19 protein-coding genes are annotated in these 20,280 nt (G+C 60.2%); 12 read left to right on the top strand and 7 right to left on the bottom strand.

The window, feature by feature from the left end; translation table 11 throughout:
• Positions 1-228 precede the first annotated feature (228 nt).
• From cysM to AB4P97_RS15815, 5 genes are all read left to right on the top strand, one after another.
• Positions 229-1,131, top strand: coding sequence for a cysteine synthase CysM (cysM, locus tag AB4P97_RS15835; protein WP_042560490.1), 903 nt, complete (start codon positions 229-231; stop codon positions 1,129-1,131).
• Positions 1,131-2,531, top strand: coding sequence for a 23S rRNA (uracil(1939)-C(5))-methyltransferase RlmD (gene rlmD, locus AB4P97_RS15830; protein ID WP_395601321.1), 1,401 nt, complete (start codon positions 1,131-1,133; stop codon positions 2,529-2,531). Before cysM ends, rlmD begins: the two co-directional genes overlap by 1 nt.
• A 76-nt stretch (positions 2,532-2,607) precedes the next feature.
• Entirely contained in the window at positions 2,608-4,851 is a 2,244-nt protein-coding gene (gene relA, locus AB4P97_RS15825; protein WP_042560488.1) for a GTP diphosphokinase, read from the top strand.
• 134 nt (positions 4,852-4,985) lie between these two features.
• Positions 4,986-5,819: a nucleoside triphosphate pyrophosphohydrolase gene (gene mazG / locus AB4P97_RS15820; protein WP_395602949.1), complete on the top strand. Its 834-nt coding sequence runs from the start codon at positions 4,986-4,988 to the stop codon at positions 5,817-5,819.
• A 25-nt stretch (positions 5,820-5,844) separates the two neighbouring features.
• Entirely contained in the window at positions 5,845-6,387 is a 543-nt protein-coding gene (locus AB4P97_RS15815; RefSeq protein WP_042560486.1) for a DUF2058 domain-containing protein, read from the top strand.
• A gap of 69 nt (positions 6,388-6,456) precedes the next feature.
• Here the strand turns inward: AB4P97_RS15815 and AB4P97_RS15810 are convergent, their stop codons facing one another.
• From AB4P97_RS15810 to AB4P97_RS15780, 7 genes are all read right to left on the bottom strand, one after another.
• On the bottom strand, positions 6,457-6,645 hold the full coding sequence (locus AB4P97_RS15810; protein WP_008079144.1) for a hypothetical protein: 189 nt from the start codon (positions 6,643-6,645) through the stop codon (positions 6,457-6,459).
• A gap of 72 nt (positions 6,646-6,717) precedes the next feature.
• The gene (locus AB4P97_RS15805) at positions 6,718-7,017 is read right to left on the bottom strand and encodes a hypothetical protein (RefSeq protein ID WP_395601320.1); all 300 of its coding nucleotides are present in this window, start codon (positions 7,015-7,017) and stop codon (positions 6,718-6,720) included.
• Positions 7,018-7,038: 21 nt separating this feature from the next.
• On the bottom strand, positions 7,039-8,259 hold the full coding sequence (gene fabB / locus AB4P97_RS15800) for a beta-ketoacyl-ACP synthase I (RefSeq protein WP_042560485.1): 1,221 nt from the start codon (positions 8,257-8,259) through the stop codon (positions 7,039-7,041).
• Between the two features lie 11 nt (positions 8,260-8,270).
• Entirely contained in the window at positions 8,271-8,786 is a 516-nt protein-coding gene (gene fabA / locus AB4P97_RS15795) for a 3-hydroxyacyl-[acyl-carrier-protein] dehydratase FabA (protein ID WP_042560484.1), read from the bottom strand.
• Positions 8,787-9,033: 247 nt separating this feature from the next.
• Positions 9,034-10,935: a response regulator gene (locus tag AB4P97_RS15790; RefSeq protein WP_047302650.1), complete on the bottom strand. Its 1,902-nt coding sequence runs from the start codon at positions 10,933-10,935 to the stop codon at positions 9,034-9,036.
• On the bottom strand, positions 10,932-11,864 hold the full coding sequence (locus AB4P97_RS15785) for an ABC transporter substrate-binding protein (protein WP_042560482.1): 933 nt from the start codon (positions 11,862-11,864) through the stop codon (positions 10,932-10,934). Before AB4P97_RS15785 ends, AB4P97_RS15790 begins: the two co-directional genes overlap by 4 nt.
• 1 nt (position 11,865) lies before the next feature.
• Positions 11,866-13,989 carry a TonB-dependent siderophore receptor gene (locus tag AB4P97_RS15780; RefSeq protein WP_042560481.1) on the bottom strand — a complete coding sequence of 708 codons (2,124 nt, stop codon included), beginning with the start codon at positions 13,987-13,989 and terminating at the stop codon, positions 11,866-11,868.
• A 196-nt stretch (positions 13,990-14,185) separates the two neighbouring features.
• Between AB4P97_RS15780 and AB4P97_RS15775 the strand changes: the two genes are divergently transcribed.
• The 7 genes from AB4P97_RS15775 to AB4P97_RS15745 all read left to right on the top strand — a co-directional run bounded on the left by AB4P97_RS15775 (position 14,186) and on the right by AB4P97_RS15745 (position 20,190).
• Entirely contained in the window at positions 14,186-15,211 is a 1,026-nt protein-coding gene (locus tag AB4P97_RS15775) for an NAD(P)H-dependent glycerol-3-phosphate dehydrogenase (protein ID WP_042560480.1), read from the top strand.
• 31 nt (positions 15,212-15,242) lie between these two features.
• Positions 15,243-15,590, top strand: a complete 348-nt coding sequence (locus tag AB4P97_RS15770; RefSeq protein ID WP_042560479.1) for a DUF4389 domain-containing protein — start codon at positions 15,243-15,245, stop codon at positions 15,588-15,590.
• The gene (gene sixA, locus AB4P97_RS15765) at positions 15,587-16,039 is read left to right on the top strand and encodes a phosphohistidine phosphatase SixA (RefSeq protein WP_042560478.1); all 453 of its coding nucleotides are present in this window, start codon (positions 15,587-15,589) and stop codon (positions 16,037-16,039) included. Before AB4P97_RS15770 ends, sixA begins: the two co-directional genes overlap by 4 nt.
• A gap of 168 nt (positions 16,040-16,207) precedes the next feature.
• Entirely contained in the window at positions 16,208-17,863 is a 1,656-nt protein-coding gene (locus AB4P97_RS15760; RefSeq protein WP_395601319.1) for an AMP-binding protein, read from the top strand.
• 31 nt (positions 17,864-17,894) lie between these two features.
• Positions 17,895-18,338: a hotdog fold thioesterase gene (locus AB4P97_RS15755; protein ID WP_042560476.1), complete on the top strand. Its 444-nt coding sequence runs from the start codon at positions 17,895-17,897 to the stop codon at positions 18,336-18,338.
• 194 nt (positions 18,339-18,532) lie between these two features.
• Positions 18,533-19,339 (top strand): alpha/beta fold hydrolase, encoded by an 807-nt coding sequence (locus tag AB4P97_RS15750; protein WP_042560475.1) that lies wholly within the window; start codon positions 18,533-18,535, stop codon positions 19,337-19,339.
• A complete protein-coding gene (locus AB4P97_RS15745; protein ID WP_395601318.1) occupies positions 19,336-20,190 on the top strand; it encodes an alpha/beta hydrolase in 855 nt (284 codons plus the stop codon). The genes AB4P97_RS15750 and AB4P97_RS15745 overlap by 4 nt, the downstream gene beginning before the upstream one ends.
• Positions 20,191-20,280: the final 90 nt, after the last annotated feature.

Here is a 20,280-nt window from a genome sequence, read left to right as displayed (position 1 = left end):
AACGTGCCGCAGCTTCTGCACGTATATAAGCAACACCAAAATTCTGTGGGAGCTGGCTTGCCAGCGATGAAGCCTTTTGCACCCCTGCTGAATCGGAAATGTCTCACCACTGGCGAGACAATTGCTGCTTATTCCCATAAACCATAAGCACCGCACTTTGCGTGATATGGCCTTCGCGGGTTTGCCGGTATGATAGGCGCCCCCGCACGTCTGGATTGCGAATACGCCATGACCCTGCAGTACCCAACCATCGCCGATTGCGTCGGCAACACTCCGCTGGTGCGTTTGCAGCGCCTGCCCGGTGTCACCAGCAACACCTTATTGCTCAAGCTCGAAGGGAATAACCCGGCGGGTTCGGTCAAGGACCGTCCGGCGCTGTCGATGATCACCCGTGCCGAGTTGCGCGGGCAGATTCACGCCGGCGATACGCTGATCGAAGCGACCTCGGGCAACACCGGAATTGCGTTGGCGATGGCCGCCGCGATCAAGGGTTACAAGATGATCCTGATCATGCCGGACAACTCCAGCGCCGAGCGCAAAGCGGCGATGACCGCTTATGGCGCCGAGCTGATTCTGGTCAGTCAGGAAGAGGGCATGGAAGGCGCTCGCGATCTCGCCCAACGCATGGAGGCCGAAGGTCGTGGCAAGGTGCTGGATCAGTTCGCCAATGGCGACAATCCAGAAGCGCATTACACCAGCACCGGCCCGGAGATCTGGCGTCAGACCGAGGGCACCATCACTCACTTCGTCAGCTCGATGGGTACCACCGGGACCATCATGGGCGTCTCGCGCTACTTGAAAGAGCAGAGCGACAAGGTGCAGATCGTTGGTCTGCAACCGATGGAAGGCTCGGCCATTCCAGGTATTCGCCGCTGGCCGCAGGAATACCTGCCGAAGATCTATCAGGCCGATCGTGTTGATCGCATTGTCGACATGGCGCAAAGCGAGGCCGAGGACGTCACCCGTCGTCTGGCCCGCGAAGAAGGCATTTTCTGCGGCGTGTCCTCGGGCGGTGCGGTAGCAGCGATGCTGCGTCTGTCCCAGGAAGTTGAAAACGCGGTGATCGTCGCGATCATCTGTGACCGTGGCGACCGATACTTGTCGACCGGCATTTTCGACGCGCCCAACTGATGGCCAAGCAAGAGAGAGGCCTGCGCTTCCAGCCCACCGGCGGCAGCAAGGCCCCGCAAATCCCGACTGGCAAGAAGCAGCGCTTGAACATCGAGCGCCTGGCGAATGACGGGCGCGGTATCGCGTTTTTCGAAGGCCGGACCTGGTTCGTGCTCGGCGCGCTTGCCGGTGAAGAGGTCGAAGCGCGAGTGCTCGGCGCCCACGGCAAAGTGGTCGAGGCGCGCACCGAACGCGTGTTCAAGGCCAGCGAACTGCGCCGGCCGACGCCGTGTCAGCACGCCGGTCGCTGCGGTGGCTGCAGCGTTCAGCACTTGCCCCACAGTGAACAGCTCGCCCTGAAACAGCGCATGCTCGCCGAGCAATTATCCAAAGTTGCCGGTGTCGAACCGCAAGAGTGGGTAGCACCGTTGACCGGTCCCGAGTTCGGCTATCGCCGTCGCGCCCGCGTTGCTGTGCGCTGGGACATGAAAGCGAAGAAACTCGAAGTGGGTTTCCGCGCCGCCGGCAGTCAGGACATCGTCGGCATTAACGAATGCCCGGTGCTGGTACAGCCCTTGCAGCCGATCATGAGCCGTTTGCCGGAGATGCTCCGTCGTTTGAGCAAGCCGCAAGCGTTGGGCCATGTCGAATTGTTCGCTGGCTCGTCGCTGGCCGTGTTGCTACGGCACATGGCGCCGTTGTCTGAAGCAGATCTGACGATCCTCAAGGACTTCTGCCAGTTTCATGAAGCGCAGTTGTGGTTGCACGGCGAAGGCGGGCCGCAACCGGTCGATGCCACGCAGGCGCTCAGTTATCGCCTGGAGCAGTGGGATCTGGATCTGGCTTACCGGCCGGGGGATTTCATCCAGGTCAACGCGGGCGTCAACGAAGCGATGGTTGCGCAGGCACTGGACTGGCTGAAGCCGACCAGCGAAGAGCGCGTGCTGGACCTGTTCTGCGGGCTCGGCAACTTTGCTTTGCCACTGGCCAGAACGGTGCGCGAAGTGGTGGCGGTGGAGGGTGTGCAGACCATGGTCGAACGTGCCGCTGCGAATGCCGCCAGTAACAATTTGCATAACACAAAGTTTTTTCAAGCCGATTTATCCCAGCCTTTAACGGGTGTCGAGTGGATCGGAGATGGCTTTTCTGCGGTACTCTTGGACCCACCGCGTGACGGTGCTTTCGAGGTGGTGCGCAAGCTGGCGACCCTGGGTGCGAAGCGGTTGGTGTATGTGTCGTGCAACCCTGCAACGCTGGCGCGCGACACGGTCGAATTGATCAAGCAGGGCTACCGGTTAAAACGTGCCGGGATTCTCGATATGTTTCCTCAGACGGCACATGTCGAGGCCATGGCGTTATTTGAAGCGAGCCAGGATGGCTCGTCTGATCCGTCTGGTCCGTCCGTACAGCGCTCGCTTTAGCCCCACGAGTGCAAACGGGCAACGAAGGTCAGCGATTTGACGCATTGAATCTGCGTCGTAGGGAAGGTAAAGCAAGATGGTACAGGTGAGAGCACACCAGCCGATCAACACTGACGGCAGTATCAATCTCGAGGCTTGGCTCGATCACGCGGTCAGTGTCGATCTGGCACTGGATCGCGAAGCCTTGAAAGAAGCCTGCGAGTTCGCTCGCGAGGCCGAACAACAGTCCAATGCTGCGAAAAACCTGTGGGCCGAGGGCTCCGGGAGTTTCAGAACCGGCCTTGAGATCGCCGAGATTCTCGCCGACCTCAAGCTCGATCAGGATTCGCTGGTCGCCGCGGTCCTGTACCGCGGTGTGCGCGAAGGCCAGATCGAATTCGCGGCTGTCAGCCAGCGCTTTGGTCCGGTGGTTGCCAAGCTGATCGACGGCGTGCAGCGCATGGCCGCGATCAGTGCCAGCCTCAGTCCGCGCCAGTCCATGGTCATGGGCACGCAAGGGCAGGTGGAAAACCTGCGCAAAATGCTCGTGGCCATGGTCGACGACGTGCGTGTTGCCCTGATCAAACTGGCCGAACGCACCTGCGCCATTCGTGCGGTGAAAACCGCCGACGACGAGAAGCGTAACCGTGTCGCCCGGGAAGTCTTCGACATCTATGCGCCGCTCGCGCACCGGCTCGGCATCGGTCATATCAAATGGGAACTGGAGGACTTGTCCTTCCGTTATCTGGAGCCTGATCAATACAAGCAGATCGCCAAGTTGCTCCATGAGCGACGGCTTGATCGCGAGCGTTTCATCGCCGACGTAATGACCCAGCTCAAGGATGAACTGCAGGCCACCGGCGTCGACGCCGACATCAGCGGTCGAGCCAAACACATCTATTCGATCTGGCGCAAAATGCAGCGCAAGGGTCTTGAATTCAGCCAGATCTACGACGTGCGTGCGGTGCGCGTGCTGGTCCCGGAAATGCGCGATTGCTATACCGCGCTGGGTATCGTCCACACGCTGTGGCGGCACATCCCGAAAGAATTCGACGACTACATCGCCAACCCGAAAGAGAACGGCTACCGCTCGTTGCACACGGCCGTGATCGGTCCGGAAGGCAAAGTGCTTGAAGTGCAGATTCGTACGCACTCGATGCACGAAGAAGCCGAGCTCGGGGTTTGCGCGCACTGGCGTTACAAGGGCACTGACGTCAAATCCGGCTCCAATCACTACGAAGAGAAAATTTCCTGGCTGCGTCAGGTGCTCGAGTGGCATGAAGAGCTGGGTGATATCGGTGGTCTTGCCGAACAGCTGCGCGTTGATATCGAACCGGATCGGGTCTACATCTTCACGCCCGACGGTCACGCCATCGACTTGCCGAAAGGCGCAACACCGCTGGACTTCGCCTACCGCGTACACACCGAAATCGGTCACAACTGCCGTGGCGCCAAGATCAACGGGCGCATCGTGCCACTCAACTACAGCCTGCAGACCGGCGAGCAAGTCGAGATCATCACCAGCAAACACGGCACCCCCAGCCGAGACTGGCTGAACTCGAACCTCGGTTACGTCACCACGTCGCGGGCGCGGGCGAAGATTGTTCACTGGTTCAAGTTGCAGGCCCGTGACCAGAACGTCGCCGCCGGTAAAACCCTGATCGAACGCGAGCTCACACGCCTCGGCTTGCCGGCGGTGGATTTCGACAAGTTGGCCGAGAAGGCCAACATGAAAACCGCCGAAGACATGTTCGCCGCCCTCGGTGCCGGTGACCTGCGCCTGGCGCAACTGGTCAACCTGGCGCAGCAACTGGTCGAGCCGGAGCGCGGTAACGAACAGCTGGAACTGATCCCGCGCAAAGCGACTGGCTACAAGCCGGGCAAGCGCGGCGACATTCAGATTCAGGGCGTTGGTAACCTGATGACGCAAATGGCCGGCTGCTGCCAGCCCTTGCCGGGCGATGCGATCGTCGGTTACATCACCCAGGGCCGTGGCGTGAGTATTCACCGCCAGGACTGCGCCTCGGTGCTGCAACTGGGCGGACGAGAGCCAGAGCGGATCATTCAGGTCAGCTGGGGGCCGGTGCCGGTGCTTACCTATCCGGTGGACATCGTCATCCGCGCCTACGACCGTTCGGGTCTGCTGCGTGACGTCTCGCAGGTGCTGCTCAACGAGCGGATCAACGTGTTGGCGGTCAACACCCGCTCGAACAAGGAAGACAACACTGCGCTGATGTCCCTGACCATCGAGATCCCGGGTCTGGATGCACTGGGGCGGTTGCTGGGACGGATTTCGCAGTTGCCGAACATCATCGAGACACGGCGTAATCGCACCCCGTGACGCAATTGATTGTTCCCTGTGGGAGCGAGCCTGCTCGCGAAGAGGGCGTGTCAGTCGACATCTTTGTTGCAGGCACACCGCTTTCGCGAGCAGGCTCGCTCCCACATGGGTTTTGTGGTGAGACAGAAAACATGATGTACAGCCTTGAAGACCTGCTCCATCTCATGAGCCGGCTGCGCGATCCGCAGTTCGGTTGCCCGTGGGACATCAAGCAAACCTACGCAACCATCGTCCCGCACACCCTCGAAGAAGCGTACGAAGTGGCCGACGCCATCGAGCGCGGCGATTTCGATCATTTGCAGGGCGAGCTTGGCGACCTGTTGTTCCAGGTTGTCTATTACAGCCAGTTGGCGCGCGAAGAAGGGCGCTTTGAGTTTGCCGGTGTGATCGACAGCATCACCCGCAAGCTGATCCGTCGTCATCCTCACGTTTTCCCCACCGGCGACCTGTACGCGCCGCTGGACGTGCCGCGTTTGAATGAAGAGCAGGTCAAGCAGCGCTGGGAGGAAATCAAGGCCCAAGAGCGTGCCGAGAAATCCGCCGCGCCACAGCAACTGTCACTGCTTGATGACGTACCGGCCACGTTGCCTGCATTGTCGCGCTCAGCCAAGCTGCAGAAGCGTGCGGGGCAGTTGGGGTTCGACTGGCCGGACGCCTTGCCGGTGTTCGACAAAGTGCGTGAAGAGCTCGATGAAGTGCTCGAGGCGATGTCCGAAAACGATCCCGTAGCGGTGGCTGACGAGATCGGTGATCTGCTGTTTTCCGTGGTCAATCTGGCCCGGCATCTGAAGGTTGACCCGGAAACTGCACTGCGTGGCGCCAACGGCAAGTTTGAAAGACGTTTCCGTTTTATCGAACAGGCATTGCGCGACACCCACCGTCCCATAGAAGATTGCACCCTCGAAGAGTTGGACGCCCTGTGGGGTGAAGCCAAACGTCAGGAAAAGAATTTGCCCAGCTGTGGCTGAGCAACTGCCCAAGTGAGTAAGCACCATGAGTATTTCCCTTCGCGATCAGTTGCTCAAAGCAGGCCTGGTCAATCAAAAGCAGGCCAAGCAGGTCAGCAAGGACAAGCAGAAGCAGCAACGTCTGGCCCACAAAGGTCAGATCGAGCTGGACGACTCGCAGCAGCGCGCCGCCCAGGAAGCCATGGCCGAGAAGGTCAAGCGCGATCAGGAGCTGAACCGTCAGCAGAAAGAGAAGGCCGAAGCCAAGGAGCGCGCCGCTCAGGTCAAGCAATTGATCGAAGTCTCGCGTCTGCCGAAGCTGACCACCGAGGACTACTACAACTTCGTTGACGACAAGAAGGTCAAGCGTCTCTCGGTCAACACGCTGATGCGCAACAAGCTCAGCAGCGGTTCGCTGGCGATCGTGCATCATGCCGGCGGCTATGAAGTGATCCCGCGTGAAGCGGCCCTGAAGATCCAGGAGCGCGACCCACAGCGCATCGTGCAACTCAACGTGAAGACCGAAGAGGTCAACGCCGAGGACGATCCGTACGCGGCCTATCAGATCCCCGACGATCTGATGTGGTAAATCGTCAAGCCGTAACAACGACAAACCCCGCTGATCGCGGGGTTTGTCGTTTTCAATGCTGTGGTTGATTCAGGCGGATCGTAAATCCCGTTGCTGCTCTTGCACTTCCAGTTCGGCCTTGTAGTTGTGGGCGTCAATCTCGTTGTGGAACATCCCGACCAGCAAGTCTTGTTGATGCACATCCCAGATCCGGATACCGGCGGCTACGCCTTCATGGGACATGTGTGAATCGTCGCGTTCAGTTACTTTTACAGTCATCTGCTAGCTCCAAATCTCAAGTTATCTGCAGCAAGGCGTGTGCAGGACTCTTTTATAGAATTTGTTAGGCAGCTAAGTAAACGGCTTATTCGAGCAAGGTGTTGTTGCGTTTTTTGCAACAGTGCTGCAGGCCGCTGAATCCGCGACATTCGGTCGCAGGGCGGTAAGTTTCATGACAGAAGTTTCATTTTCAGGGCATGCATAGAAACCTGTGGGAGCTGGCTTGCCAGCGATGACGTCGGCACAGCAAACATCTTCGTTACCTGACACTCCGCTATCGCTGGCAAGCCAGCTCCCACAGGGATCAGCGGTGTCCCGGTTATTTTCTTCAAACGAAAAAAAACGCCCCGAACCAGTCGGGGCGTTTTTCATGTGTGGCTCAAGCCTTGGGAATTACTTGCCTTCCCAGCGCTTCATCACCAGCGTGGCGTTGGTGCCGCCGAAGCCGAAGCTGTTGCTCATCACGGTGTTGATGGTGGCGTTTTCGCGAGTCTTGGTCAGAATCGGCATGTCAGCCACTTCCGGGTCCAGTTCGTCGATGTTGGCGGAACCGGCAATGAAGTTGCCTTCCATCATCAGCATGCAGTAGATCGCTTCGTGAACGCCGGCAGCGCCCAGGGAGTGACCGGACAGGCTCTTGGTCGAGCTGATCGCTGGAGCCTTGTCGCCGAACACTTCACGCACACCTTTCATTTCCGCGACGTCGCCGACCGGAGTCGAAGTGCCGTGGGTGTTCAGGTAGTCGATCGGGGTATCAACGGTGGACATCGCCATCTGCATGCAGCGGATCGCGCCTTCGCCACTTGGGGCAACCATGTCGTAGCCATCGGACGTCGCGCCGTAGCCAACGATTTCCGCGTAGATCTTCGCGCCACGGGCCAGAGCGTGTTCCAGCTCTTCAACCACGACCATACCGCCACCACCGGCGATGACGAAACCGTCACGGTCGGCGTCGTAGGCGCGGGAGGCCTGTTCCGGGGTGTCGTTACGCTTGCTGGACAGGGCGCCCATCGCGTCGAACAGGAACGACTGGCTCCAATGCTCTTCTTCGCCGCCACCGGCGAAGACGATGTCCTGCTTGCCCATCTGGATCTGTTCCATGGCGGTACCGATGCAGTGAGCACTGGTGGCGCAGGCAGAAGCGATGGAGTAGTTCAGGCCCTTGATCTTGAATGGCGTGGCCAGGCAAGCGGAAACGGTGCTGCTCATGGTCCGCGTTACACGGTATGGGCCGACGCGCTTCACGCCTTTCTCGCGCAGGATGTCCAGCGCTTCCATCTGGTTCAGCGTGGAAGCACCGCCGGAGCCGGCGATCAGGCCGGTACGCGGGTTGGACACTTGCTCTTCGGTCAGGCCGGAGTCAGTGATCGCGTCTTTCATCGCCAGGTAGGCGTAAGCCGCGGCGTGGCCGACGAAGCGAAAGATCTTGCGATCGATCAGCTCTTCGAGGGGAAGGTCAATGGAGCCGGAAACCTGGCTACGCAGACCCATTTCGGCATATTCCGGGTTGAACCGGATGCCAGGGCGACTTGCACGCAGGTTAGCGGAGACGGTCTCTTTGTCATTGCCCAGGCAAGAAACGATACCCAGACCAGTGATAACGACGCGGCGCATGCGGATAACCCTTAGAAGTTTTCAGTGGAGGTAAACACGCCGACCCGAAGGCCTTCGGCGGTGTAGATTTCGCGACCGTCCACAGAGACCGAACCGTCAGCGATAGCCAGGTTCAGCTTGCCCTTGAGGACGCGCTTGATTTGAATGTTATAGGTGACTTTCTTGGCGGTCGGCAGAACCTGGCCGAAGAACTTCACTTCGCCCGAACCCAGCGCACGGCCGCGGCCCGGCAGACCTTGCCAGCCCAGGAAGAAGCCAACCAGTTGCCACATGGCGTCAAGGCCCAGGCAGCCCGGCATCACCGGATCGCCCTCGAAGTGGCAAGCGAAGAACCACAGGTCAGGGGTGATATCCAGCTCGGCGACCAATTCACCTTTGCCGTACTTGCCGCCTTCTTCGCTGATATGGGTGATGCGATCCACCATCAGCATGTTCGGGGCGGGCAGTTGCGCGTTACCTGGGCCGAACAGCTCACCGCGACTGCAGCGCAGCAGGTCTTCCCGAGTAAAGGCGTTTTGTTTGGTCATGCGAGCTCCTCAATAATCCCATGCGGCAGGTGGGGCAAATCTTCCCGACCGTTCGAAGCATTCATGCCTCGAACCGGCAGCCTACTCATAGACTATTGCGTTGTGGTGAAAGTCACAGCACCAAGGACATGAATGTACACTTGTGCACTGAAATTTTTAATCAAGCCTCTTTTGAGGCTCGTTCGGGTGCCTAAGACTGCCGCACTTTCGCTTTTCATGCCAGTCGCAGATGCTCGAAAAGCCGACACTAAGACACCCACCGCTGCAGAATCTGCTGCAGATCATTACGTTTGAACGGCTTGGCCAGATAATCGTTCATCCCCGCCGACAGACAGGTTTCCCGGTCGCCCTGCAAGGCATTGGCGGTCAGCGCGATGATCGGCACGTTGCCGCGTCCGGGCAGGTTGCGGATCTGTCGGGTTGCTTCATAGCCGTCGATGATCGGCAGGCGACAATCCATCAGAATCACTTCGAACTCACTGCTCTGGGCACTGCGCACTGCCTGAGCGCCATCGGTGGCGACACTGACAGTAAAGCCCAGACTGCGCAGCATCGCTTCAATAACCGTCTGATTGACCGGATTGTCTTCAACCAGCAACACAGTGCGTCCAGCGCCCTGGCCGTCACCGTTCAATGCGCGCGGTGCGACCTGTTTTGGCAATGCCTGCTTATAAAGAGCCAACGGGATTTCCAGGGTGAACACCGACCCAAGACCTTCCTCACTCTGCGCTCTTAATGTGCCGCCCATGCGTTCGGCGAGTGTGCGGGCGATCGGCAGGCCCAGGCCGGTGCCGCCGTAGCGTCGCGAAATCGAGCTGTCGGCCTGCTGGAACGCGTTGAACATCAGCTCCAGGCTCTCGGAGGAAATGCCGATGCCACTGTCGCGCACCGAGCAGGTGAACCACAGCAATTCGTGATCCAGCGACTGCCACTGCGCCTCGATACTGACCCGGCCCTGTTCAGTGAACTTCAAGGCATTGCCGACCAGGTTGACCAGAATCTGCCGGATCCGCGTCGGATCGCCCTGCACCTGCAAGCCGCGCATGTCTTCGGGAATCCGCAGGTTGAGCGCCAGACCACGTTGCACTGCGCTGTGCTGGAACGACTGGGCGCACGCGCCGATCAGTTCGGCGAGGTTGAACGGGATGTGTTCCAGCTCAAGCTCGGAACGCTCGATGCGCGAAAAGTCGAGGATGTCGTTGATGACCTTGAGCAAGTGTTCAGTGGACTCCGAGGCGAGCGCGGCGTACTCGATCTGCTCCTCGGTCATGTCGGTGGTTTCCAGCAATTGCAGCATGCCGAGCACGCCATTCATGGGCGTGCGCAGTTCATGGCTCATCATCGCCAGGAAGTCGGATTTGGCGTTGTTGGCCTTTTCCGCTTCCTCGCGTGTCTGGATCAACTGTGCCATCGCCTGATGCTGTTCACGACTGGCCTGCTCCAGCGCCTGAGCGAGATTGTTGATGTGCTGCGACAGCGCGCCCAGCTCGGTGTCATCGACGATCGGCAGCGGGGTTTTAAAGTCGCCATCCTGGATCGCCTTGACCGCGTTGCCGATATCGCGAATCGGCTGCGACAGGCTGCCGGCCAGTCGCCGCGCCAGGACAAACGTAAAGAGCAGGGCGAACAGCGCCAGAATCCCGGCCTTGAGCAGAATTTCCTGTTGGCGCTGACTGAAGGCATCGTTGGACAGACCGACGATCACCCGCCCCAGATAATCCTCGCTGGCCGCGCCGCTGCTGACTTTGGCGTCCTGGAAAAAATCATTGTTCAGGGCAATCCGTTGCAGTCGAACCGGCGCCTGGAACACTTCGACCTGATGCGGACGACTGTGGGAATCCGCCGGTTGTTCGACATACACCAGAATCCGGTTGGCGCTGTCCTGTACTTCAAGGAAGCGCACGTTGGGCGTTGCCAGCGTCGCCTTGAGCAGACTTTCCAACACGTCGTTGTTGCCGGAAATCACCCCGTATTCGGTGGCGGGCGCCAGTTGGTTGGCGATCAGTTGACCGGTGTGGTTCAGCTCCTGGCGCAAATCCTGAATGCGCACGAACGTGAAGAAACTGATCAACAACAACGTCAGCAACAGCGCCGGGCCGAGGCTGATCAATTGGGTACGGGTGTTGATGTCCCAACGTCGAAAATTCATGGGCGGCTTTCTCCTTCAGCCAACGCGCTGGCGACAGACGCTTCATTCAGCGGTTCTATACCCAAGGAACGAGCGACCTGGGCATTACTTGAGACCTTAAAGCGTTCGGGATAGAGCGATCGCGGCCAATGGATCGGCGGCTGGTCGAGCAACCGGTCGAGAACGCTCAGCCAATCGCTCTGGTCGCTGTAAGTGCTGGCCAGGCTGCCGGCGCGCACGAACGCGGCGTTTGGCCCGACCAGCGCCATTTGCCGGGAATAGCTGCTGAGCAGCAGATTTTTCGCGGTCTTCGGGTTGTACAGATCCGGATCATCCAGGCCCAGCAGCACGTCACTGTTTTTCAGCACGGCTTGCAGGGGGCGGCTGTCGTGAGTGTTGTCCCAGCGCTGGCTGACCACTTGCAGATTCAGCGGCTCGGCAGCCAGAAGCAGTTCTTTGAGGAGGAACTCGCTGTGTTCATCGAACAACACGCCAATCCGGCTCGCCTGAGGCAGGATGCGTCGGATCAATTGCAGCTGTCGGCTCAGTGGCGGATCACTCCAGAGCAAACTCAGGTGCGCCGGTTGCGCCGCGCCGAGGCGTTGTCGGGCTTGCAGACGGCTGATACGCAGCACCAGCGTCGCCGGGCCTTGAGGTTCTTGCAGGCGCCAGTCGAGGCTTGGCAGGTCGAGCAGAATCAGGCGCAGGCTGGACGGCAATTTGCCTGGCGCGGGCAGACTGGCCAAGGGCTGGAAACGCACGTTGTCGGTGGGACGCAATTCGCTCAGCGCCTGCACGAACGCCTGCACGCCGGGGCTTTCTTCGGCGCCGGTCAACAGAATGTCGGCGGCCTGCACCGCCATGCCGTGCAGCCACACGGTCAGAAACAGGCCAAGTCCGGCCAGCCAATGGCCGAGGGTCGGCGTCTTCCTTGACAGACCGTGGCGCATCCTAGAACTCCAGCTCGGCGCTGACATACATCACGCGGCGTTCGTCGTAATTGTTGTCGACGAACGTGGTCGGCTCGTGATCGAGGCGCTGCTGCAGCACGCCGGCCAGTTCCAGTTGGGCCTTGCCCAGCTTGATGCGTTTGGCGATTCGGGTGTCGACGCGCTCGAAGCGATAGCCGTTGAGCGCGTTGTCGCCGTAATAGAAGAGGGCGCTGTTCCAGCCGTGGCCCCAATCGCGCAGCCATCCGGCAGAACCGCTGTGACTGGCGGTAAATTGCTGATCCAGCGGATTGCTCGCTTCGGCTTCGACGTAGGCGTAAGTGAAGCGCAAGCGGTCGACTGTGTTCACGCGCCAGTCGAGTTGGGTTTCGGTGCCGCGAAAACGTGAGCTGTTGGCGTTGCTGGCGATGTACTGATTGTTGCGCAGCGGTTCGCTGATCATCCCGGTGATCTCGTCGTAGAACAGTTTGACGTCGACCGCCAGACCCCACTCGGCGAAGTAGCCGTTGTAGCCCAGCTCTCGCGAGCGCATGTGTTCCTGATCGAGATCGCCGGGGCCGCGCGTCTTGACGAAATAGCGCGCCGAAGACTTGCCGTACGCCGAAGGTCGCAATTTGCTGACCTGATAGCTCCAGTTGACGTTGTTCTCGAACATATCCGGCGAGCGGATCGCCTCCGAGTACACCGCGCGCAGGCCGTGACGCGGGTTGATCAGGTAATTGATCGCGAAGCGTGGGGTCAGCGAACTGCCGATCAGTTGCGTGTCTTCGAACATCGCACCGCCCTGTAACAGCCAGTGTTCAGTGGCGCGCCACTCCAATTGGCCGAACGCACGCCACGTGGTGTCGTCCAGCGTGCCGTTGAAGTAGGTCTCGGAACTGGCGCGGTCATAACGATAGTTCAGGCCGCTGACCAGGCGCAGGCTGTCGGACAGGCTGAGGGTGTCTTGCAGTTCGAGGTCGTAGCGTGACTCGCGAGCGCTTTGGTCGATGTCGCCGCACAGGGTCTGACTGGCGCCGTTGCGCCACTGCTCGAGCACTTGGTTGGCCAGCGCCATTTCCTGCGGCGTGCCGGGCGCAGCGCCTGGGCCGGTGAAGCGTGTGATGTTGCGCGCTAAACGTTCGGTGTAATTCGGGTTGAGCTGCCACAGCTGTGTCAGCTCCGGGCTGAAGGACACCTCGGCATCACAGGCGCGCCACACCTGCTGACGATCCCAGTGCTGCGCCGAACCTTGTACATAGAGACTGTGCTCGGGATTGATGTCGAGATTCCAGCGCACCGAGCCGGCATAGTCCTTGGCGACAACGTCGGAATTGTTGCCGCTGTCAGTAATCCCCGAGAACACCGGGCGGTAGGTATAAGGCCGTTGATTGCTGCCGTCCTTCGCGTTGACCTGCCAGTCGAGGCTCTGGTTGTCATTCAGCGTGTGGCTGACCGCGAGGCTGAAGCGGTTCAAACGGCGGCTGTCACGGTAATCGGCGCCCGTGCGATCGCTGTCGAAACCGTCATCCTCCTGGCCGGACAGCGACAGACGCAGATCACCGCCATTCCATCCGGTGCCCTGGCTGGCATAGAAGTCATTGATGCCGCGCTGGCCTCGGGTGATTTTCAGCCGCGTGCCGTGGCTTTCCGCCGGGTGGCGCGTGATGATATTGACCACCGCCATCAGCGCGTTGGCACCGTAGCTGACGGTGTTGGGGCCGCGAAAGACTTCGATGCGGTCGATGTCCTCCATGGCCACCGGCATATCGCTCCAGTCCACCGTGGCCAGACCTGCGCGGTACACCGAGCGGCCGTCGATCAATACCTGCATGCGCCGCGCTTCGGTGGCGTTGGTGCCGTGGTAATTGACCGCCGCCTGATTGCCGCTGATGTTGCCGACCATCATGCCCGGCACCAGCCGCAGCAGTTCGCTGATGTCGCGGGCGCCGCTGGCGCTGATCAATTCGCTGTCGAGTACGGTCATGCTCCCCGGCACTTCCGCCGGCGTCTGTTTTAGCCGAGTGGCCGTCAGTACCTGCGGCAGCGCCTGGCCGTCCATGAACAGGTCGTCCGCCAGCAGCACCGGGCTGAACAACAGCGCCAGTAGCAGGGAAGAACGCGGTGGGGGAGGAGCGAAAAACACGACGCGGCCTATCGAACGAAGAGTTGGCGCGCATGTTAACCGAGGACAGCGACTTTTCCAGTTACGTTGCGGGCATTTTCCCAGGATTTATTGGTCTTCTTCCTATAACTGTCGGTTATTGACGCAGGGGCTGGCCGCGACCGGGTCGCCCCGTATAATGCCGGCATCGCCACTGGTATGGATTAACGGATTGCATATGACTGAGCAGCGCCCGATTGCGGTCCTGGGAGGCGGAAGTTTTGGTACCGCCGTGGCCAATTTATTGGCCGAGAACGGCCATCAAGTCCTGCAGTGGATGCGTGACCCCGAGCAGGCCGAGGCCATCCGGGTCAATCGCGAAAATCCGCGTTACCTCAAAGGCATCAAGATTCTGCCGGGAGTGACGGCGGTCACCGACTTGCAGCAGACCCTCGACGCCTGCGATCTGTGCTTTGTTGCGCTGCCGTCCAGCGCACTGCGCACAGTGCTCGCCGCGCACGCCGAGCGTTTGAGCGGCAAGATGCTGGTCAGCCTGACCAAAGGCATCGAAGCCCAGACCTTCAAGCTGATGAGCCAGATCCTCGAAGAGATCGCCCCGCAGGCGCGCATCGGCGTGTTGTCCGGGCCGAATCTGGCGCGGGAAATCGCCGAGCACGCGCTGACGGCCACGGTGGTCGCCAGTGAAGACGAAGAACTGTGCAAACAGGTGCAAGCCGCGCTGCATGGCCGCACCTTTCGTGTTTATGCCAGCGCCGACCGTTTTGGTGTCGAACTGGGCGGGGCGTTGAAAAACGTTTACGCGATCATCGCCGGCATGGCGGTGGCGCTGGAAATGGGCGAGAACACCAAGAGCATGCTGATCACCCGCGCCTTGGCCGAGATGACCCGGTTTGCGGTGAATCAGGGCGCCAACCCGATGACCTTCCTCGGTCTGGCGGGTGTTGGCGATCTGATCGTCACGTGCTCGTCGCCGAAAAGCCGCAACTATCAGGTCGGATTCGCCCTCGGCCAGGGCCTGAGCCTCGAAGAAGCGGTATCGCGCCTCGGCGAAGTCGCCGAAGGGGTCAATACCCTGAAAGTGTTGAAAGCCAAGTCCCAGGAAGTCGGCGTATACATGCCGCTGGTCGCAGGCTTGCACGCGATCCTGTTCGAGGGGCGCACGCTGGAACAGGTCATCGAACTGTTGATGCGGGCCGAGCCGAAAACCGATGTCGACTTTATTTCCACCAGTGGTTTCAACTGACTGCTGTTATTCACGGGTAGGGGAGCTGAACATGAACGAATCAAAATCCGAAGCCAGGTACGAATCCATCCTCCTGCGGGTGTTGTGGATGATCGTCTACCTGCTGGTCTGGCAAGTGGCGCAGTTTATTCTCGGCGCAGTGGTGCTGGTGCAACTGATCTATCGTTTGATCTATGGCGCACCGAGCGCCAGCCTGATGAACTTCGGTGACAGCCTGAGCCAGTTTCTGGCGCAGATCGGCCGCTTCGGCAGTTTTCACAGCGACCAGAAGCCTTGGCCGTTTGCCGACTGGCCAGCGCCGCGTACGCCCGAAGGTGAGGCGCCACATGCCGTGCCGCCAGCACCGCATCCGGTTCGCGATGAGGAACCCAAGCTATGAAACTCTGGGTATTGCGTCACGGTGAGGCCGTGCCTTACGGCTCGTGCCCCGACTCCGAACGGGAGCTGACCGAGCATGGCCGTGAAGAAGCATTGCGCAGCGCTGCGCAGTTGATCGGGCAACCGATCACCGCGATCTACGCCAGCCCGTACCTGCGCGCGCAACAGACCGCGCAGATTGTCCGCGAGGCGCTGGGCTTCGAGCCCGAGATCCGCACGGTCGAGTGGCTGACGCCGGAGGTCGATCCGGACAAAGTCGCCGATCAGCTGGTTTCGGTGAGCAATGCGCTGCTGGTCAGTCACAATCCGCTGGTGGGCAATTTGCTCAGCTATCTGCAGCATGGCGCCGGGTATCCGCCGGAGAAGGTCGGCACGGCGGGGTTGGCCGAGCTTGAGAGTGCTGAACTGCTGATTGGCTCGATGACTCTCAACAGCCTCAAGCACCCTTAAAGCAAAAGATCGCAGCCTTCGGCAGCTCCTACATGGGATCGCATTCTCATGTAGGAGCAGCCGAAGGCTGCGATCTTTTGATCTTGTTTCTTTTAGTAAAAATTCCAACCAAGCACTTGCTTGGTTGACTACGCTTGCTCCAGACCTAAAAAAACAGGAGCGAGTCGCATGTCTGCCGCATTCCGTTTGCCGCTGGACGTGTTTTACGAACGTGAAGCCCGGCATCCACGCCAGCGCTTTCTCGTGCAGCCCATCGGGGGTGGCGAGGTCGAGACGCTGACCTGGGCCGACGTTGGCCATCAGGCTCGCTGCGCCGCACACTGGCTGCGTGCACGGGAGTTGCCGCAAGGCAGCCATATCGCCCTGATCTCGAAAAACTGCGCGCACTGGATCATTGCCGATCTGGCCATCTGGATGGCGGGGCACGTTTCCGTGCCGCTGTATCCCAACCTGACGGCCGACTCCGTCGCTCAAGTGCTCAATCACTCGGAGAGCGTGCTCGCATTTATCGGCAAACTTGACGATTGGCCGAGCATGTCGATCGGCGTGCCGGCGGACTTGCCGACCATCAGCCTGCCGCTGCATCCGCCCGGCGATTTCGATTTCAGCTGGGCTGAGTTGCAACGCAGTTCGCCGATCCAGGACGACCCACGTCCCGCCGCCGAGCAACTGGCGACCATCATTTACACCTCCGGCACCACTGGCCTGCCCAAAGGCGTGATGCACAGTTTCGCCAATCTGGGGTTCGCCACCAGCCGTGGCACGCAGCTGTTCGGGCTCAACGAGAACGATCGGCTGCTGTCGTACCTGCCGTTGTGCCACGTCGCGGAACGCATGTTCGTTGAAATGGCTTCGATTTATACCGGGCAGACAGTGTTCTTTGCTGAAAGCCTCGACACCTTCATCACCGATCTGAAGCGGGCGCGGCCGACGGCAATGTTCGGGGTGCCGCGGATCTGGACCAAATTCCAGATGGGCGTTTACAGCAAGATCCCGGCGAAACGTCTGGACTTGCTGCTCGGTCTGCCCTTCATCGGTAAGCGGGTCGGGCACAAAGTGTTGGCGGGCCTGGGGCTGGACGCCTTGCGCGTGGCCCTTTCCGGTGCAGCACCTGTGCCGCAGACATTGCTCGCCTGGTATCAGAAACTCGGCCTCGATGTGCTGGAGGTCTACGGCATGACCGAGGGTTGCGGTTACTCGCACATCTGTTTGCCCGGCGAATACAAACAGGGCTGGATCGGCAAACCGTGTCCGGATGTCGAGGTGCGCATCGATGCATCCGGCGAGGTCCAGGTGCGCAGTCAGGCGAACATGCTTGGCTATTTCAAGGAGGCGCAGAAAACTGCCGAGACCCTCACCGCAGACGGCTTTCTGCGCACTGGCGACAAGGGCGAACAGGATGCCGAAGGGCGCTTGCGCCTGACCGGGCGACTGAAGGAAATCTTCAAGACCAGCAAAGGCAAATACGTCGCCCCGGCGCCAATCGAAAACCGTTTGGCCGTGCACTCGCGCATCGAACAGGTGTGTGTGGTCGGTGATGGTTTGAGTGCGCCGCTGGGCCTGTGCGTGCTCTCGAGCGTCAATCAGGAAGAGCCACGAGCGAGCCTGCATTCGAGCCTGGAAAAGCTGCTGGAGGAGGTCAACGCCGTGCTCGACAAGCACGAGCAACTGCGCCGGCTGGTGGTGGTCAAGGACAGCTGGGCGGTGGAAAACGGTTTTCTCACGCCGACCCTGAAGATCAAACGCAACGTCATCGAAGACACCTACGGCGCCCGATTCGAAGAATGGAGCGCGCGCAGTGAGGCGGTGCTGTGGCAGGATTGAGCGACGACTAAAACAACAAAGGAAGTCTGCGATGAGCTTGTGGCGCACCACTCCCAACATCGAGCAGTTGAACGCGATTCAGAAAAACACCATCGGCGAAGTGCTCGACATCCGTTTCGAAGCGTTCGACGAAGAATCGCTGACCGCGAGCATGGTCATCGACCACCGTACGCATCAGCCTTATGGCTTGCTGCACGGCGGCGCGTCAGTGGTGCTAGCGGAAACCGTCGGTTCTATGGCCAGCTATCTGTGCATCGATGCCAGCAAGTTTTATTGCGTGGGGCTTGAGATCAACGCTAACCATTTGCGCGGCCTGCGCAGTGGTCGGGTGACAGCGGTGGCCAAGCCGATTCACATCGGTCGCACCACGCATGTCTGGGATATCCGCCTGACCAGCGATGAGGGCAAGGCCAGTTGTGTGTCGCGGTTGACCATGGCGGTAGTGCCACTGGGTGAGCAGCCGCCAGCACGGTGAGATCGAAAAAGCCTCTCATTCTGGCCCTCCCGACACGTCGGACCGTCCAGAGGTCTGGGGTGAGGGGGAGGGATTCCCTTGGCACACCATAACCCTGACCAGACTGTCACCATTCCTGGCAGTTACAGTCATTGCCGCCGGGCGCGGTCTTACGGACAATCAACGCCACGTTTCCCGCTCATGGATTTGCCCGCATGTCGCAACCTATCTTTTTCGCCCACGCCAACGGGTTTCCCTCGGGCACCTACGGCAAGTTGTTCGCGGCGCTGGCGCCCGAGTATCGGGTCGCGCATCTGGAGCAGCACGCTCATGACCCGCGTTTTCCAGCGGATGACAACTGGTACAACCTTGTCGACGAATTGATCCACCATTTGCAGCAGCAAGATCAGCCCGTGTGGGGCGTCGGTCACTCCTTTGGCGGTGTGCTGCACCTGCATGCGGCGTTGCGTTGCCCGGAGTTGTATCGCGGGGTGGTGATGCTCGATTCGCCGGTGCTGACTCGCACCGACCAATGGGTGATCCGCGCGGCCAAGCGCTTCGGTTTCATCGACAGGCTGACCCCGGCCGGCCGCACCCTTGGCCGACGTGAAGAATTTACCGACCTCGCCAGTGCGCGCAGCTATTTCGCCGGCAAGAGCCTGTTTCGTGGTTTTGACCCGGAATGTTTCGACGCTTACCTGCAACATGGCTTGCACAAGGTGGGCGACAAACTGCGCCTGCGCTTCGACCCGGCCACCGAAATCAGCATTTATCGCGGCGTGCCGCACACCAGCCCCGGCCGCACCCGCCAGTTGCAGGTGCCGCTGGCGGTTGTGCGTGGGCACACGAGCCGGGTGGTCATGCGCCATCACACGCGCTTCGTTTCGCGGCTTGCCCAAGGTGAGGCGCTGAGCATGCCCGGAGGGCACATGTTTCCCCTTGAACGTCCACAGGACACGGCACGCTTGCTGAAAAACCTGTTTAGCCGCTGGGAAAACCGCCAGGACAAGGATTGCGCATGAGCCCGACCTTCGAAGAAGTGCGCCTGAGCCTGCCGCATATCGAACTGGCCGCGCATTTGTTCGGACCCGAGGACGGTGTGCCGGTCATCGCCTTGCATGGCTGGCTCGACAACGCCAACAGCTTTGCCCGTCTCGCGCCGAAGCTCAAAGGTCTGCGCATTATCGCGCTGGATATGGCTGGGCACGGGCATTCCGGGCATCGGCCGCACGGCGCCGGATATGCGCTGTGGGACTACGCCCATGACGTACTGCAAGTCGCCGAGCAATTGGGCTGGAAGCGTTTCGGCCTGCTCGGGCATTCCATGGGCGCGATTGTTTCCATGGTGCTGGCGGGATCGTTGCCGGATCGGATCACTCATCTGGCGTTGATCGATGGGGTGACTCCTCCTACAGACAAGGGCGAAAACGCTGCCGAGCGCATGGGCATGGCCCTGCAAGCGCAACTGGATCTGCGCGAGAAGCGCAAACCGGTCTACACCACCCTCGACCGTGCCATCGAGGCGCGGATGAAAGGCCTGGTCGCGGTCAGTCGGGAGGCCGCAGAGTTGCTGGCCCAGCGCGGCTTGATGCCGGTTCCCGGCGGTTACACCTGGCGCACCGACAATCGCCTGACCCTGCCATCGCCGCTGCGCCTGACGCAGGAGCAGGCGATGGCCTTCGTCCAGCGCATCGGTTGCCCAGCACAATTGGTGGTCGCGGCGGACGGCATGCTGGCCAAACATCCTGAGCTGCTGGAGCGTCTACCCTTTAGCCGGGAACAGCTGCCCGGTGGGCACCATTTGCACCTGAACGACGAGCCCGGTGCGGATCTTGTCGCAGACTGTTTCAATCGGTTCTTCGCCATTCCTTGACTTGCACCGGGCAACTGTCGAGGCTGGGCGGGTTGAAATGGGAGACAACCACGATGGATTTCTATACCGCTACGACCCCGATCCGCCAAG

Origin of the sequence: Pseudomonas sp. A1230, from assembly GCF_044218825.1 — a bacterium.
GTDB classification, from domain to species: domain Bacteria; phylum Pseudomonadota; class Gammaproteobacteria; order Pseudomonadales; family Pseudomonadaceae; genus Aquipseudomonas; species Aquipseudomonas iridis.
This window is presented reverse-complemented; position numbering and strand designations above follow the sequence as displayed.

Coding starts and splice junctions, on each gene's coding strand:
- AB4P97_RS15790 (WP_047302650.1), bottom strand. CDS start 10,935: ATGAATTTTCGACGTTGGGACATCAACACCCGTACCCAATTGATCAGC.
- AB4P97_RS15750 (WP_042560475.1), top strand. CDS start 18,533: ATGTCGCAACCTATCTTTTTCGCCCACGCCAACGGGTTTCCCTCGGGC.
- relA (WP_042560488.1), top strand. CDS start 2,608: ATGGTACAGGTGAGAGCACACCAGCCGATCAACACTGACGGCAGTATC.
- fabB (WP_042560485.1), bottom strand. CDS start 8,259: ATGCGCCGCGTCGTTATCACTGGTCTGGGTATCGTTTCTTGCCTGGGC.
- cysM (WP_042560490.1), top strand. CDS start 229: ATGACCCTGCAGTACCCAACCATCGCCGATTGCGTCGGCAACACTCCG.
- AB4P97_RS15815 (WP_042560486.1), top strand. CDS start 5,845: ATGAGTATTTCCCTTCGCGATCAGTTGCTCAAAGCAGGCCTGGTCAAT.
- AB4P97_RS15805 (WP_395601320.1), bottom strand. CDS start 7,017: ATGAAAAACGCCCCGACTGGTTCGGGGCGTTTTTTTTCGTTTGAAGAA.
- fabA (WP_042560484.1), bottom strand. CDS start 8,786: ATGACCAAACAAAACGCCTTTACTCGGGAAGACCTGCTGCGCTGCAGT.
- AB4P97_RS15770 (WP_042560479.1), top strand. CDS start 15,243: ATGAACGAATCAAAATCCGAAGCCAGGTACGAATCCATCCTCCTGCGG.
- AB4P97_RS15775 (WP_042560480.1), top strand. CDS start 14,186: ATGACTGAGCAGCGCCCGATTGCGGTCCTGGGAGGCGGAAGTTTTGGT.
- mazG (WP_395602949.1), top strand. CDS start 4,986: ATGTACAGCCTTGAAGACCTGCTCCATCTCATGAGCCGGCTGCGCGAT.
- AB4P97_RS15785 (WP_042560482.1), bottom strand. CDS start 11,864: ATGCGCCACGGTCTGTCAAGGAAGACGCCGACCCTCGGCCATTGGCTG.
- sixA (WP_042560478.1), top strand. CDS start 15,587: ATGAAACTCTGGGTATTGCGTCACGGTGAGGCCGTGCCTTACGGCTCG.
- AB4P97_RS15755 (WP_042560476.1), top strand. CDS start 17,895: ATGAGCTTGTGGCGCACCACTCCCAACATCGAGCAGTTGAACGCGATT.
- AB4P97_RS15810 (WP_008079144.1), bottom strand. CDS start 6,645: ATGACTGTAAAAGTAACTGAACGCGACGATTCACACATGTCCCATGAA.
- rlmD (WP_395601321.1), top strand. CDS start 1,131: ATGGCCAAGCAAGAGAGAGGCCTGCGCTTCCAGCCCACCGGCGGCAGC.
- AB4P97_RS15745 (WP_395601318.1), top strand. CDS start 19,336: ATGAGCCCGACCTTCGAAGAAGTGCGCCTGAGCCTGCCGCATATCGAA.
- AB4P97_RS15760 (WP_395601319.1), top strand. CDS start 16,208: ATGTCTGCCGCATTCCGTTTGCCGCTGGACGTGTTTTACGAACGTGAA.